Here is a 14,156-nt window from a genome sequence, read left to right as displayed (position 1 = left end):
CGTCAGGCGCCGGGCAGCGCGTCCAGGACGACCTTGGACAGCGAGCCCGTCCGCTGGAACACCGCACGCTGGCGGTCCGCGCCGGAGCCGCGCTCCAGCGTCGCCCGCAGCAGCTCCCGCACCGGGCCCAGGTCGCCGTAGGCCTCCAGGGCCGGGGCGACCCGGTCGACCAGCGCCGGCAGGACCTCCCCGGCCGGGGCCGGGCGCCAGGTGCGGGGATCCAGGAGGGCGCCGCGCACGCCGTCGCGGCCGGCGCGCCACGTCGCCAGCCGCAGCACCTCGGTCCGCACCGCCTGCGGCGGGGTGCCGGCCCCCCACTCGGCGATGGCCGTCTCCACCAGGCCGCGGACCAGCGCGGCCAGCAGGACGGCGTCGTCGGGGTCGCGGCAGACGTCGCCCACCCGGACCTCGACGGTCGGGTGGGTGCGGGAGAGTCGCGCGTCGAGGTAGAGCATGCCCTCGTCGAGGAGTGTGTCGGTGGCCAGCGCGGTCGCGACGAAGTCGCGGTAGCCCTGGACCGACCCGAACGGCTCGTAGACCCCGGCGGAGGGCCAGCGCGTCCACACCTGGCTGCGGAAGCTCGCGTACCCGGAGTCCTCGCCCTGCCAGAACGGCGAGTTGGCGCTGAGCGCGATCAGCGGGGCGAGCCACGGGCGGATGTGGTCGAGCACGGCGACCCCCTGCTCCGCGGAGTCGATGGCCACGTGCACGTGGCAGCCGCAGGTGAGCTGCTCGTTGACGGTCAGCCCGAACCGGCGGGCCATCTCGTTGTAGCGGCGCGCCGGGGTGAGCGTGGGCTCGACGGGCAGCGGCGAGGTGCCCAGCGGGACGAGCGCGGTGCCCGTGTCGCCCGCCGCCGCCACCGCCGTGGCCCGCACCGCCCGCAGCTCGGCGGCGAGCTGGTCGAGCTCGGTGCACGGGCGGGTGCCCGTCTCCAGCTGCTCGCGCTGCAGCTCCTTGGTCAGCCCCGCGCCCTGCTCGTCCTCGACCTCCCCGTCCCCGGTCCGTTCGGCCACCGCCAGCACCGCCTCGCTCATCGCGACCGGAGTCCCCGACTCCGGATCGACGAGCAGGAACTCTTCCTCGACCCCCACACTGCGCACGCGCAGATAGTGCCCACTGGCGGTCTTCGCCGAACGTCGAGGTTCAGGCGGAGCGGAATCGGGCAATCTGGCAGGTGGCCGACTGGGTGTTCTCGATCGTTGACCGCATGGGCTCGGTGGGCGTGGGCCTGCTGATCCTGTTGGAGAACCTGATCCCCCCCATCCCGTCGGAGGTCGTGCTCCCGCTCGCCGGGTTCCGGGCCAGCACCGGCGCGCTCAACGTCGTCGCCGTGTGGATCTGGTCGACGGCAGGCTCCGTGGTCGGCGCGGCGCTGCTCTACGGCCTGGGCGCCTGGCTCGGCTACGACCGGCTGCACCGCCTGGCCGGGCACCGCTGGTTCGTGATCACCAGCCAGAAGGACCTCGAGCGCGGGCAGAAGTTCTTCGAGGACCACGGCAGCAAGGTCGTGCTGCTGGGCCGGTTCGTGCCGTTCCTGCGCAGCGTCGTGTCCATCCCGGCCGGTGTGGTGGGGATGCCGCTGGTGAAGTTCCTGACGTTGACCACGCTCGGCAGCGGTGTGTGGAACGCGGCGTTCGTCGCGCTGGGCTGGCTGCTGGGGGAGCGGTGGGACAGCGTCGAGCGCTGGCTCGGGCCGGTCAGCTACGTGGTCATCGGGCTGCTGGTGGTCGGGCTGATCGTGCTGATCGTGCGCAAGGTCCGCAGCCGGGAGCCCGCCGGCAGCTGAGCCGGGGCCCACCGGTCGTCGCGACGGGGCTTGCCTTCCGGGCCCGGTTGGCGCGAAGCTCCGCGCGGTCTGTCGGACGACAACGGGTGGGCACGTGGCGAGCGAGCAGGAATGGGGCGAGGACCGGGTGCGGTTCGCCGTCGTCCCGCCCATCGGCAGCGTCGACGACCTGGCCACGGTGGTCGGACCGCTCGCCGAGCAGTTCGTCCGGCTGGCCGAGAACCTGGCCGGGGCGACGAGCGTGCAGGGCGTGCTGAGCCGGGTCTGCGAGGCCGCGCTGGTCACCGTGCCGGGGGCCGACCTGGTCAGCGTCACCCTCCGCGCCGACGACGGCTTCCACACCCCCGCCCGCACCGACGAGCTCGCCCACCGGCTCGACCAGGTGCAGTACCGCCTCGACGAGGGTCCCTGCGTGGAGGCCACCCGCACCCCGGGCATGGGCGTCACCTTCTCCGCCGACCTCGGCGCGGGCCGCGAGTACCCGCGCTTCGGTCCGGAGGCCGCCGCGCTCGGGGTGTGCAGCGTGCTGGCGGTGGGGTTGTTCCCGGGCGGTGCGTCGCCCCGGTACGGCGCGCTCAACATCTACTCCCGGGAGGTCGGCGGGCTCGACGAGCTCGACCGCGACCTCGCCCTCGTGCTCGCCGCGCACGCTTCCACCGCGCTCAGCGCGACCATGGCGCACTCGACCGCCGACCTGGAGCTGGCCCAGCTGCGGCAGGCGATCAGCAGCCGCGACGTCATCGGGCAGGCCAAGGGCATCCTGATGGAGCGCCGCGGCGTGTCGGCGGACGAGGCCTTCGACATCCTGCGCCAGGCGTCCCAGTCGCTGAACGTCAAGCTCTCCCAGGTGGCGCAGACGCTGGTCGATCGGCGCGCCGAGATCTGACGGCGAGAAGCGCCCCGCGACGATCTTCACAAGGCGCGCACAACCCTCTCACCCGATCACCAGACGGCTCACGGCTTCCTCTCAGGTGGCGCGGACAGGGTGGAGTTCAGCAGCCCCTCGAACTCCAGCCACCCACATCGGCACCGACCCGGGAGACCCCGATGACCGTCGCGACCGCTCTGCTCGACCGCCCCGCCGACCGCCCCCGCTCCGCGTCCCGCGTCCTGCTCGTGGACGGCGACGGCGACGGCCGCCGCGCGAAGGCCGCGGCGATGCGGGCCGCCGGGCTCGAGGTCACCGCGGTGCCCGACCCGGCCCAGGCGCTGGCCGTGCTGGGCGCGGTCCGCCCCGACGTGCTGATCACCGACATGAGCCGCGACGCGCTGGAGCTGGTGCAGGTGCTGCGGGTGCGCGGCGCCGCGGTGCCGACGCTGACCGTCGGGTCGCGCACCGACCGGGTCGCGGCGTTCCAGGCGGGCGCGGACGCCTTCCTGGCCGTCCCGTTCGGCCCGGCCGAGCTGCTCGACCGGGTCGCCGACCTGGCCTCCCCGTCCGCCGCCTGACCGCGCGCACGCCGGATCCGCCCCGCGACCCGTCGGGTCGCGGGGCGCTCGCGTGCGGGAGCATGGCCGCGTGGTGCGGCTGGCCGGGGTGCGCAAGCGCTACCGGGGCCGTGGCGAGGTGCTCGCCGGCATCGACCTTCAGATCGTGCCCGGCGTCCCGGTCGGCCTGGTCGGCGGCAACGGCGCGGGCAAGTCGACCCTGCTGCGGATCGCGGCCGGCTGCGCATCGCCCAGCGCGGGACGGGTGGACGGCCGCCCCGCCGTCGTGGGCTACCTGCCGCAGTCGATGCCCCCGCCGGCCCGGATGACCGTCCTGGCCTACCTGCGCCACCACGCCGCCATGCACGGCACGGGCGCCGGTCCCGCGGCCGCCACCGCCGTGCTCGACGACCTCGACTTCACCGGCGACCGGGCCGGGCCGTTGGCCGCGCTGTCCACCGGCAACCTGCAGAAGGTCGGGCTGGCCCAGGCGCTGGGCTGCGCCGGGGCCGGTGGGTCGCAGGACCCGCCCCTGCTGGTGCTCGACGAGCCGTGGACGGCGCTCGACGCGGGCGCCGCCGTCGCGCTGGAGCGCAGGTTGGCAGGCTGGGTCGCGGCCGGGCGCCCGCTGCTGGTCGCCGACCACACCGGGCGCGCCGGGCAGCTGCCGGGCGCGCGGACGCACCGGCTGGCCGACGGGGTGCTGGTCGAGCAGCCGGCCGCGCCGCGCGGGCCCGAGGCCTGGGCGACGGTCGTGCTGCGCTGCCCGGGCCCGGCGGCCCGGACGCTGGCCGCGCTGCCCCCCGTGGCCTGCTCCTGGGACGAGGACGGCCTGCTGGGCCTGCGGGTGGCCGCGGCCCACGGCGACGCGCTGCTCGCCGCCGCCCTGGCCATGGGCTGCTCGGTGGTCAGCGTCGGGAAGGCCGGGTGAGCGGCCCGCTGCGCCGCACCGGGGCCGCGGTCGGGTACCTGCTCGCCCTGCTGGTCGGCGAGCAGCGGGTGCTGCTGCCGCCGGTGGCGTTCCTGGCGGTGCTCGGGGTGCTGTTCGGCGGCGACCCCGGCCCGCCGCCCACCCCGTGGGCGGCGTCCGCGCTGGCGATCTACCCGGCCGCGGCGTGGGTCGCGCTGGTCGTGGCCAACGTCGAGGACCCGGTCCAGCGGGCGGTCACGGTGACCGCGGCCGGGGGACGCGGCATCGTCGCCACGGCCACGGTGCTCGTCGCGCTGGCCGCCGACCTGCTGATGGTGGCGATGGCGGTGCTGCTGCCGCTCGTCGTCGGCCGCTACGCGTACCCGCCCGCGACCGTCGCGATGGGCGCGGTGGCCCACCTGGCCTGCGCGAGCGCCGGTACGGCCGTCGGGCTGCTGTGCGCGCGCCCGCTGGTGCGCCGCGTCGGCTGGTCGTTCTGCCTGGCCGCGACCGTCGTCGTGGTGACGGCGGTGCAGCCGTGGCTGCCGCCCGTCGGAGCGGCGGTGCGCGCGCTCAGCTCGGGCGGCGCCATCCCGGTGGGGCCCGCGCTGGTCGGGCTGGCCGCCGCGGGCGCGGCGGCCCTGCTGAGCTGGTGGGTCGACACCCGCCGCTGATCCGGCGGCACCCCGGCGGCTTGACAGCGGCCCTTCCTGGGTTGCATGGTTAGCTACATGAGTAATGAACCGACGAGCCGGGCGGCCGGGTGGTCGGGGTGAAGGACGACGGGCGGCCGCTCTTCCGGCAGATCGCCGAGCAGATCGAGAACGCCGTCGTCGACGGGACGCTGCCCGAGGAGGCGCAGGCCCCGTCGACGAACGAGCTGGCCGCCTTCCACCGGATCAACCCGGCCACCGCGGCCAAGGGCATCAACCAGCTCGTCGCGGACGGGGTGCTCTACAAGAGACGGGGGATCGGCATGTTCGTCGCGGCGGGCGCCAGGGCGCTGCTGGTCGAGCGCAGGCGCGAGGAGTTCGCGCAGGAGTACCTGGCCCCGCTGATGGCGGAGGCGCACAAGCTCGGCATGGACGTCGAGCAGGTCAAGAAGATGATCGACGTGTGGGGGGAGGAGGAGTCATGATCGCCGCGAACCCGGTCTCGCTGACCGGGGTGTCCAAGCGCTACCGCGAGGTGGCCGCGCTGGACGAGGTGAGCATCGAGCTCGCGCCGGACACGATCCACGGGCTGCTGGGCCGCAACGGGGCCGGCAAGACCACGCTGATGCACATCCTGACCGGTCAGGCCTTCGAGACCGGCGGCGACGTCCGGGTGTTCGGGGAGCACCCCTACGAGAACGCCGCCGTGCTGCGCCGGGTCTGCTTCGTCAAGGAGAGCCAGCGCTACCCCGACTGGTTCGCGGTCCGGCACGCCTTCAAGGCCGCCGCGCTGCTCTACCCGAACTGGGACGCGCGCTTCGCCGCCGACCTGGTCGCCGACTTCGACCTGCCGCTCGGCCGGCGCATCAAGAAGCTCTCCCGCGGCCAGCTGTCCGCGGTCGGCGTGGTGATCGGGCTGGCCGCGCAGGCCCCGCTGACCATCTTCGACGAGCCCTACCTCGGCCTCGACGCCGTCGCCCGCCAGCTGTTCTACGACCGGCTGCTGGCCGACTACGCCGAGCGCCCGCGCACGGTCGTGCTGTCCACCCACCTGATCGACGAGGTCAGCGACCTCATCGAGCACGTGGTGCTGCTCGATCGCGGCCGGGTCCTGCTCGACGGCGACGCCGAGAGCCTGCGCGGCGACGCGGTCACGGTGAGCGGGCCCTCCGGTGCGGTCAGCACCTTCGTGGCCGGGTACGACGTGCTGCACCGCGAGGAGGTGGGCGGCATGGCCCGGGTCACGGTGCGCGGGGTGAGCGAGCGCCCGGACTTCGCCGGGCTGTCCTTCGAGCCGGTGTCGCTGCAGCAGCTGGTGGTGCGCACCGCGCAGAGCCGGCGCGCCGCCACTGCCGCCCGGACCAGGGACGACGGCCCGGTCGGGGCGGGCAACGGGAACGGGGGACGACGGTGAACCAGGTGCCGGCCGTCATCCGCGTCCTGTTCGTGAACGCCCGGATCACCCTCGGCATGCCGCTGGGCATCCTCTTCCTGGTCTGGTTCTTCAACTGGGCGCTGTTCGCCACCCTCGCCGACGCCGTGCCCCCGGCCGGCCGCACGACCGGCGGGCTGATGGCGATCTACTTCGTGTTCGGCTCCGGGTACCTGCAGACGATGACCCAGGCCTTCCCGTTCGCGCTGGGGATGGGCGTCACCCGGCGTGCGTTCTACACCGCCGTGGCGCTGCTGGTCGCGGTCGAGTCGGCGGGCTTCGGCGTGCTGCTCGGGCTGCTCAACCTGCTGGAGCGGGCGACCGGCGGCTGGGGGCTGCGGCTGAGGTTCTTCGCGATCGACTTCGTGCTGGCCGGCGACCCGCTCCGGCAGTGGCTGGTCTACGCCGTCCCGTTCGTGGCGGTGGCGTTCCTGGGCGTGTTCGTCGGGGTGGTCTTCAAGCGCTGGGGCTCGACCGGACTGTGGACGGTCGGCACCACAACCGGGGTGCTCCTCGGCGGGCTGGCCGTGCTGGCCACCTGGGGCCAGTGGTGGCCCGCGGTCGGCGACTGGTTCGCCGCCCAGTCGGTGCCCGCCCTGCTCGCCGGCTACCCGCTGGTCCTGGCGCTGCTGCTGGGCGCGGGCGGCTGGCTGGCCATCCGCCGGGCGACCCCGTAGGGAGGTGGGGACCATGGACCAGGTGCTCGGTGTCGTGCGGCTGCAGCTGCTCAACTTCCGACTGGGAGTGCTGGTGCCGCTCGGCGTCCTGGGCGCGGTCATGGCGATCAACCTGGCGATGTTCGCGGCGAACGGCCCGGGCACCGACCCGACCGCCTACACCTCGGCGCGGCTCACGTTCTACCTCACCGTCGGCACCGGGTACCTGCAGATCGCGACGCAGACCTTCCGGTTCGTGCTGGGCATGGGGGTCACGCGGCGGGCGTTCGCCACCGCCGTCGCGGTGCTGGCCGTGCTGGAGGCGGCCGGGTACGGCGCCCTGCTCGGCGTGCTGCGACTCGTCGAGCAGGCCACCGACGGGTGGGGGACCGGGCTGGAGCTCCTCGGGCCGGGGCACCTCGGCGCGGACGCCGGCCCGCTGCTGCACTGGTTGGCCTACGCCGTCCCGTTCGTGGCGCTGGCCGCGGCCGGCGCGTTCGTCGGCGCCGTGTTCGCGCGGTGGGCGGCGCCCGGCGTCTACGGGCTGGTGATCGGCCTGACCGTCGTGCTCGGCGGGTCGGCCGTGCTCATCACCCTGGCCGACGGCTGGGCGGCGATCCCGCGGTGGCTCGCCGCCCAGCCCCCGCTCGCGCTGACCACCGGCTACCCGCTGGTCCTGGCGGCGCTGCTGGGCGGGGCCGGCTGGCTGGTCCTGCGGCGCACCTCCGCGTGACCCGTCGTGCGGGTCGGGGGCCCCGCACGACACCCGGGCCCGGGCCTCGCGCACCTCACCGGGGGGTGGAGCGCGGGGTCCGGGCCCATCGCGCTGCGTGCCGGCCGAGTGGCAAGCTGCTGCGCCAGGGGTGAGGCGAACCCGCCCCCCGTGGGGCGAGACGTGGTGGAGGCACACTCAGTGACGGCATCAAGCACCACCGGAGCAACGGACCTGCGGACCGACGTGCTGGTGATCGGCAGCGGGCCGGCCGGTGGCGGCGCGGCGCTCGCGCTGGCGTCGCTCGGCGTCGAGCACATGGTGATCACCAAGTACCGGTGGACGGCCAACACGCCGCGGGCGCACATCACCAACCAGCGCACCATGGAGATCTTCCGCGACCTCGGCATCGAGGACGAGGTGATCGCCAAGGGCACGCCCAACGAGCTCATGGGCGACACCGTGTTCTGCACCAGCCTCACCGGCGACGAGATCGGCCGGGTCCGCACCTGGGGCACCCACCCGGCGCGCAAGGCCGACTACACGCTGGCCAGCCCCTCCACCCACTGCGACATCCCGCAGACCTTCCTGGAGCCGATCATCGTCGGGCAGGCCGCCGCGAACGGCAGCCGGATCCGGTTCGACACCGAGTACGTCGGCCTCACCCAGGACGACGACGGCGTCGACGTCCTGGTCCGCGACCGCGTCACCGGCCACGAGTACACGATCCGCGCCAAGTACGTGATCGGCGCCGACGGCGGGCGCAGCCAGGTCGCCGCCGACGTGGGGCTGCCCTTCGAGGGCCAGATGGACATCGCCGGCTCGATGAACATCGTCTTCCACGCCGACCTGTCGCACCTGGTCGAGCACCGGCCCAGCGTCCTGTACTGGGTGCTGCAGCCCGGCAGCGACGTCGGCGGCATCGGCCTGGGCCTGGTCCGCATGGTCCGGCCGTGGAACGAGTGGCTGATCGTCTGGGGCTACGACATCAACCAGCCGCCGCCCGACGTCGACGAGGACATGGCCATCAGCATCGTCCGCGAGCTGGTCGGCGACCCCGAGCTGCCGGTGACCATCCGCTCCACCTCGCTGTGGGGCAACAACAAGATGTACGCCACCCGCTACCGGGCCGGGCGCGTGTTCTGCATGGGCGACGCCTGCCACCGCCACCCCCCGTCGAACGGGCTGGGCTCCAACACCTCCATCCAGGACGCCTACAACCTGGCCTGGAAGCTCGCATACGTGCTGCGCGGCACCGCCGGCGAGGCGCTGCTGGACTCCTACGACGCCGAGCGCTCGCCGATCGGCAAGCAGATCGTGCTGCGGGCGAACAAGAGCATCGAGGAGTTCGGGCCGATCTTCGCCGCGCTCGGCGTCGACGGCGGCGACCCCGAGCTCATGCAGCAGCACATCGCCGCCCGCGCCGACAACACCCCGCAGGCCGCCGGGCAGCGCGAGGCGCTGCGCAAGGCCCTGGAGCTCAAGGACTACGAGTTCAACGCGCACGGCGTCGAGCTCGGGCAGCGCTACGCGTCCAACGCCGTCGTGCCCGACGGCACCCCGGAGCCGGCGTTCGACCGCGACCCCGAGCTGTACTACCACCCGACGACCTGGCCGGGCGCCCGGCTGCCGCACGCCTGGCTGGGCACCCGCGACGGCCGCAAGGTCTCCACCCACGACCTGGCGGGCAAGGGCCGGTTCTGCCTGCTCACCGGCATCGCCGGCGAGGCGTGGGCGGAGGCGGCGGGCAAGGTCGCCGAGCAGCTGGGCATCGAGCTGGTCGCGCACGTGATCGGCCCCGGCCGCGAGCACATCGACCTGTACGAGGACTGGGCGCGGGCCCGCGAGGTCGACGAGGCCGGCTGCGTGCTGGTCCGCCCGGACGCGCACGTGGCGTGGCGCTCCGCCGGCACCTCCGACGACCCGGCCGCCGAGCTCTCCCGAGTGCTCTCCCAGGTCCTGGCCCGCTAGCCGCCCCACCCCATCCGCCCGGGGTCCCGCTCCACCCGGTCCCCCCGCCCCCCACCCGCCCCGCCCATGTCAGGAAAGCCACCATCAGGACACGAGACGTCCTGATGGTGGCTTTCCTGACATTCGGGGGCGGCGGCGGCGAGCGCGGGGCGGGGCGGGGAGAGGCGGGGAGAGGCGTGGGCGGGGTCAGGGGATGCGGGTCAGGAGGCGGGTGAGGGCGGCGTCGAAGGCGGCGGGTTGCTCGAGGTTGGGCATGTGCGCGGCGCCGGCGACCACGACGAGCTCGGCGCCGGGGATGGCGTCGGCGATGGCGCGGGCGTCGGACACGGGGGTGAACGCGTCGTCCGCGCCGACCACCACGGTCGTGGGCAGGTCCAGCCGGCCCAGGGCCGCCAGCAGGTCGGGGCGGTCGGCGCGGGCGCGCTGGGCGGCCGCGGCGCCGGTGGGGTCGGTCTCGCGCATCATCGCCAGGACGTGCTCGGCGACCGCGGCCGGCGAGCCGGGCCGGACCATCCGGTAGAGGTTCTCCACCGCGTACGGGTCCATGCCCTCGCGCAGCAGTCGGTCGGCCGCGGCCCGGCGGCCGGGGGCGTCGGGGTCGGCGCCGGCCATCGTGTCGGCGAGCAGCAGGCCCGCGACCCGAGCCGGGTGCCGGACCGCGAGGTCGAGGGCGATCTGGCCGCCCATCGACAGCCCGACGACCACCGCCCGCGGCACCCGCAGCGCGTCCAGCAGGTCGACCAGGTCGTCGGCGAGGTCGGACCAGCGCTCGACGGAGCCGGTGCTGGCGCCGTAGCCGCGCAGGTCGGGTGCGATGACGCGGCGGGAGGCGAAGCGGGAGAGCTGGCCGCGCCACATCGAGCGGTCGAACGGGTGGCCGTGCACGAGCAGCAGCGGCGCGGCGTCGGTGGCGGGGCCGAGGTCGTCGTAGGCGAGGGTGGCGGCGGGCAGGGCGAGTGTGCGCACGGGCGTCCTTCCGGGTGTTGACGCTCCGATCATCATCCGTGCATTCTGGAAACTCAATGACGACAATGTTCTCGGAGCAATAGTGGACGACTTCCGCCGCCTCGCCGACGCCGTCGTCGAGGACATCGGCGCGGGGCGGCTGCGTCCCGGCGACCGGCTGCCCACCCAGCGCCGGTTCGCGCGCGACCGGGGAGTGGCCGTGTCGACGGCGTCGCGGGTGTACGGCGAGCTGGTCCGGCGCGGGGTGGTGGTCGGTGAGGTCGGCCGCGGCACGTTCGTCCGGGCCGGGGGCGGCGACCCGGCGCCGGTGCCCACCGAGCCCGTGACGTCCGCGGTCGACCTCGAGCTCAACTTCCCGATCCTGCCCGGCCAGGCCGAGCAGCTCCTCGGGGCGGTGCGGGGATTGCTCCGAGCCGACGCGCTGGACGTCGGACTGCGGGCGGTCGGGGTGACCGGCACCGCGGCGGCCCGCGCGGCCGCGGTCGGGGTGCTGTCGGTCCCGGGCTGGAGCCCCGACCCCGACGGCGTCGTGTTCGCGGGCAACGGCCGCCAGGCGGTCGCCGCCGCGGTCAGCGCGCTGGTCGGACCGGGTGGGCGGATCGCCGTCGAGGCGCTGACCTACCCGGTGGTCCGCGGGATCGCCGCCCGGCTCGGCGTCGACCTGGTGCCCGTCGCGGTCGACGCCGAGGGCATGCGCCCCGACGCGCTCGCCGCCTGCGGCCCGGTCGGCGCGGTCTACCTGCAGCCCACGCTGCACAACCCGCTCGGGACGACGATGTCGCCGCGGCGCCGGGCCGAGATCGCCGCCGTCCTCGACGAGCTCGACCTGCCCGCCGTCGAGGACCGGGTCAACGCCTTCCTGCGCCCGGACCCGCCGCCGCTGGCGGTGTGGGCGCCCCGGCGCACGGTCGTCGTGGACAGCCTCTCGAAGCGGGTCGCCCCCGGTCTCAGCCTCGGCTACCTGGTGGCGCCGCCCCCGCTGGTCGCCCGGGTCGCCGCGGCGGTCCGCGGCGGCGGGTGGGCCGCCACGGCGTTCGCCGTCGAGGTGGCCACCCGGTGGAGCGCGGACGGTGCCGTCGCCGGGATCGAGCGCGACAAGCGCGCCGACGCCGCGGCCCGCCAGCGGCTGGTCGCCGACCGGCTCGCCGGCTTCACCGTGCGCGCCGACCCCGCCGCCTACCACTGCTGGTGGGAGCTGCCCGCGCCGTGGCGGGCCGAGACGTTCGTGGCCGCCGCCGCCCGCCGCGGCGTCGCCGTCACCCCCGCCGCGGCGTTCGCGGTCGGCGCCTCGCACGCCCCGAACGCGGTCCGGCTCGCGCTGGGCAGCCCCACCACCGCCGCCCTCGACACCGCGCTCGCCACCCTGGCCGCCCTGGCCGCCACCGACCCGCACGACACCGGGGTCGAGTAGCGCCGGGTCCTCGCAGGTGCCGTGGGCTCTGCGCGGACCGCACAGCCTCTGCGAGGACGCCGAATCCGGGTGAGCGCGCCGGCCCGGCGGGCTAGCGTCGGCCGATGCCCGACGCGCACTACGAGCACCCCCGGCTGGTCGGGGTCTACGACGCCCTCGAGGCCGACCGGGCCGACCTCGGCGCCTACGCCGCCATAGCCGACGAGCTCGGCGCGCGCCGGGTGCTGGACATCGGCTGCGGCACCGGGGTCCTCGCGGTGGCCCTGGCCGCGGGCGGGCGCGAGGTGACCGGGGTCGACCCAGCCGCGGGGTCGATCGCGTACGCCCGGCAGCGCCCCGGGGGCGAGCGGGTGCGCTGGGTCCACGGCGACGCCGCCGCGGTGCCCGACCTCGCCGCCGACCTGGCCGTCATGACCGGCAACGTCGCCCAGGCCGTCGTCGAGCCCGCGGACTGGGCGATCACCCTGCGCGGCGCCCACCGCGCCCTCCGCCCGGGCGGCCACCTCGTGTTCGAGACCCGCGACCCGGCCCGCCGGGCGTGGGAGGAGTGGACCCGGGAGCGGTCGTACCGGTCGGTCGAGGTCCCCGGCGCGGGCGTGGTCGAGGCATGGCCCGAGGTGGTGGCGGTCGACCCGCCGCTGGTCACCTTCCGCTCGACGTACGTCTTCGCCGTCGACGGCACCGTGCTGACCTCGGACTCGACGCTGCGCTTCCGCGAGCGCCCCGAGGTCGAGGCCGACCTGGCCGCGCACGGCTTCACCCTCGACGAGGTCCGCGACGCCCCCGACCGCCCCGGCCGGGAGTTCGTGTTCCTGGCCCACCGGACCGCCTGACCGGCCGGCGGGGGTCGTTCGGCGCGCGGGAACGGGGGCGTCGTCGACGATGGGGCGGTGGAGGCGAGCACGCGGGCGAGCGGTCCGGCGCCGGTACCGGTCGTGTGGGAGCGGTACGCGCAGCCGTCGCGGTGGCCGGGGTGGGCGCCGCAGATCCGGGGCGTGGAGACGGCGGCCGCGCGGATCGCCCCCGGGTCACCGGAACGGTCCGCGGGCCGCTGGGGCTGCCCGTCCGGTTCATGATCACCGCCGTCGACGAGGTCGCGCGGCGGTGGGCGTGGGACGCGCGGGCGGGCCGATCCGGCTGCACCTGCGCCACGGCGTCGACCCGGACGGGCCGGGCACCCGCACGTGGCTCACGGCCCACGGCCCGGCGGTGGTGCTGGTGGCGTACCCGCCGCTGGCGCGCTTCGCCCTGCACCGCCTGGTCAGTCAGCGGCCACGCTCACCCGGGTCAGAGCGGGGTGCCGAAGACCTGGGTCCAGGTGGTGCCGTAGCCACCGCCGAGGGCGTGGCCGACGCCGATCTGGGTGAGCTCGCGGTCGAGGATGTTGGCGCGGTGGCCGGGGCTGTCCATCCAGCCGGCCACCACATCGGCCGCGCTGCGCTGGCCGGCGGCGATGTTCTCGGCGACCTTGCGGTAGCGGTAGCCGCGGGCCAGGGCGCGGTCCCAGACCTGGGCGCCGTCGGGGTTGTCGTGGCTGAAGAACGCGCGGCGGACCATGTCGTCGCTGTGGTCCTGGGCGGCGGCGCCCAGCCGGGCGTCGACGGTCAGCGCGGGCAGGCCGTGGCGGGCGCGCTCGACGTTCGTGGCGGCCACCACCTCGGCGAGGGGACCCCCACCGGGAGCGGGCGCGGGCGGAGGCGGCTCCTCGGCGACGTCGACGCCGAAGTCGCGCACCAGGCCGCCGAGGCCGTCGGCGTAGCCCTGGCCGATGGCGCGCAACCGCCACCGCCCCGCCCGCCGGTACACCTCGACGAGCTGGGCGGCGGTCTCGGTGCGCAGGCCGCCGGCGCGGAACCGGGCGAACGGGCGACCGTCGGGCCCGGTGGCGGTCAGCTCGGGGGCGGGCAGCGAGCCGAACGCGAGTCCGGCGGCCTCCGGGCTGGCCAGCACGACCACCCGCTCGGCGCCGGGGCGCAGCCGGTCGGTGGCCACGTCGATCGCGGCCCCGCGCAGGCCGACGCCCGGCGCCGACGGCTGGTTGTAGAAGACCATGTCGCCGTCGCCCGCCACGCGCCCGTCCGCGCCCAGGACCAGCGCTGACAGGTCGAACGGGCCGGGGACGGCGAAGCCGGCGCGGGCGCCGGGGAGCGCGAGGTTGGCGCCCGCGACCAGCTCGGTGACCACACCCGTCCAACTCGGCGGCCGCGGCGGTGGTTCCCCGCGGGGAC

At 75.6% G+C, this 14,156-nt stretch carries 15 protein-coding genes; 12 read left to right on the top strand and 3 right to left on the bottom strand.

Annotated elements, in window-relative coordinates; all coding sequences use genetic code 11:
* Positions 1-2 precede the first annotated feature (2 nt).
* A complete protein-coding gene (locus KDL28_RS29460; RefSeq protein ID WP_252443846.1) occupies positions 3-1,103 on the bottom strand; it encodes a carboxylate-amine ligase in 1,101 nt (366 codons plus the stop codon).
* Positions 1,104-1,189: 86 nt separating this feature from the next.
* On the opposite strand from KDL28_RS29460, the gene KDL28_RS29455 reads away from it, so the two are divergent.
* From KDL28_RS29455 to KDL28_RS29410, 10 genes are all read left to right on the top strand, one after another.
* Positions 1,190-1,789, top strand: a complete 600-nt coding sequence (locus KDL28_RS29455) for a DedA family protein (RefSeq protein ID WP_252443844.1) — start codon at positions 1,190-1,192, stop codon at positions 1,787-1,789.
* Between the two features lie 94 nt (positions 1,790-1,883).
* Complete coding sequence (locus KDL28_RS29450) at positions 1,884-2,675, top strand: GAF and ANTAR domain-containing protein (protein ID WP_252443842.1); 792 nt, start codon at positions 1,884-1,886, stop codon at positions 2,673-2,675.
* Between the two features lie 161 nt (positions 2,676-2,836).
* Positions 2,837-3,238 (top strand): response regulator transcription factor, encoded by a 402-nt coding sequence (locus tag KDL28_RS29445; protein WP_252443840.1) that lies wholly within the window; start codon positions 2,837-2,839, stop codon positions 3,236-3,238.
* A 70-nt stretch (positions 3,239-3,308) separates the two neighbouring features.
* Positions 3,309-4,148, top strand: coding sequence for an ATP-binding cassette domain-containing protein (locus KDL28_RS29440; RefSeq protein WP_252443838.1), 840 nt, complete (start codon positions 3,309-3,311; stop codon positions 4,146-4,148).
* A complete protein-coding gene (locus KDL28_RS29435; protein WP_252443836.1) occupies positions 4,145-4,801 on the top strand; it encodes a hypothetical protein in 657 nt (218 codons plus the stop codon). The genes KDL28_RS29440 and KDL28_RS29435 overlap by 4 nt, the downstream gene beginning before the upstream one ends.
* Before the next feature lie 98 nt (positions 4,802-4,899).
* Complete coding sequence (locus KDL28_RS29430; protein ID WP_252443834.1) at positions 4,900-5,265, top strand: GntR family transcriptional regulator; 366 nt, start codon at positions 4,900-4,902, stop codon at positions 5,263-5,265.
* On the top strand, positions 5,262-6,194 hold the full coding sequence (locus KDL28_RS29425) for an ABC transporter ATP-binding protein (RefSeq protein ID WP_252443832.1): 933 nt from the start codon (positions 5,262-5,264) through the stop codon (positions 6,192-6,194). Before KDL28_RS29430 ends, KDL28_RS29425 begins: the two co-directional genes overlap by 4 nt.
* 5 nt (positions 6,195-6,199) lie before the next feature.
* Positions 6,200-6,889: a hypothetical protein gene (locus tag KDL28_RS29420; protein WP_252443830.1), complete on the top strand. Its 690-nt coding sequence runs from the start codon at positions 6,200-6,202 to the stop codon at positions 6,887-6,889.
* A 13-nt stretch (positions 6,890-6,902) separates the two neighbouring features.
* A complete protein-coding gene (locus KDL28_RS29415) occupies positions 6,903-7,601 on the top strand; it encodes a hypothetical protein (protein WP_252443828.1) in 699 nt (232 codons plus the stop codon).
* Positions 7,602-7,781: 180 nt separating this feature from the next.
* The gene (locus KDL28_RS29410) at positions 7,782-9,551 is read left to right on the top strand and encodes an FAD-dependent oxidoreductase (RefSeq protein WP_252443826.1); all 1,770 of its coding nucleotides are present in this window, start codon (positions 7,782-7,784) and stop codon (positions 9,549-9,551) included.
* A gap of 186 nt (positions 9,552-9,737) precedes the next feature.
* On the opposite strand, the gene KDL28_RS29405 is transcribed toward KDL28_RS29410, so the two are convergent.
* Complete coding sequence (locus tag KDL28_RS29405) at positions 9,738-10,517, bottom strand: alpha/beta fold hydrolase (protein WP_252443824.1); 780 nt, start codon at positions 10,515-10,517, stop codon at positions 9,738-9,740.
* Positions 10,518-10,599: 82 nt separating this feature from the next.
* On the opposite strand from KDL28_RS29405, the gene KDL28_RS29400 reads away from it, so the two are divergent.
* Complete coding sequence (locus KDL28_RS29400; RefSeq protein ID WP_252443822.1) at positions 10,600-11,928, top strand: aminotransferase-like domain-containing protein; 1,329 nt, start codon at positions 10,600-10,602, stop codon at positions 11,926-11,928.
* A 104-nt stretch (positions 11,929-12,032) separates the two neighbouring features.
* Positions 12,033-12,761, top strand: coding sequence for a class I SAM-dependent methyltransferase (locus KDL28_RS29395; protein ID WP_252443820.1), 729 nt, complete (start codon positions 12,033-12,035; stop codon positions 12,759-12,761).
* Between the two features lie 454 nt (positions 12,762-13,215).
* Here the strand turns inward: KDL28_RS29395 and KDL28_RS29390 are convergent, their stop codons facing one another.
* Positions 13,216-14,112, bottom strand: coding sequence for a CAP domain-containing protein (locus tag KDL28_RS29390; RefSeq protein WP_252443819.1), 897 nt, complete (start codon positions 14,110-14,112; stop codon positions 13,216-13,218).
* Positions 14,113-14,156 lie beyond the last annotated feature (44 nt).

Origin of the sequence: Pseudonocardia humida, assembly GCF_023898865.1 — a bacterium.
In the GTDB taxonomy this organism is placed as follows: Bacteria; Actinomycetota; Actinomycetes; order Mycobacteriales; family Pseudonocardiaceae; genus Pseudonocardia; species Pseudonocardia humida.
Note: the sequence above shows the minus strand (reverse complement) of the source record. Positions and strands in the feature narration are given on the sequence as shown.

Bases quoted from the DNA above. Each gene is read 5' to 3' on its own strand.
- KDL28_RS29395 (WP_252443820.1), top strand. From the start codon at position 12,033: ATGCCCGACGCGCACTACGAGCACCCCCGGCTGGTCGGGGTCTACGAC.
- KDL28_RS29415 (WP_252443828.1), top strand. From the start codon at position 6,903: ATGGACCAGGTGCTCGGTGTCGTGCGGCTGCAGCTGCTCAACTTCCGA.
- KDL28_RS29445 (WP_252443840.1), top strand. From the start codon at position 2,837: ATGACCGTCGCGACCGCTCTGCTCGACCGCCCCGCCGACCGCCCCCGC.
- KDL28_RS29425 (WP_252443832.1), top strand. From the start codon at position 5,262: ATGATCGCCGCGAACCCGGTCTCGCTGACCGGGGTGTCCAAGCGCTAC.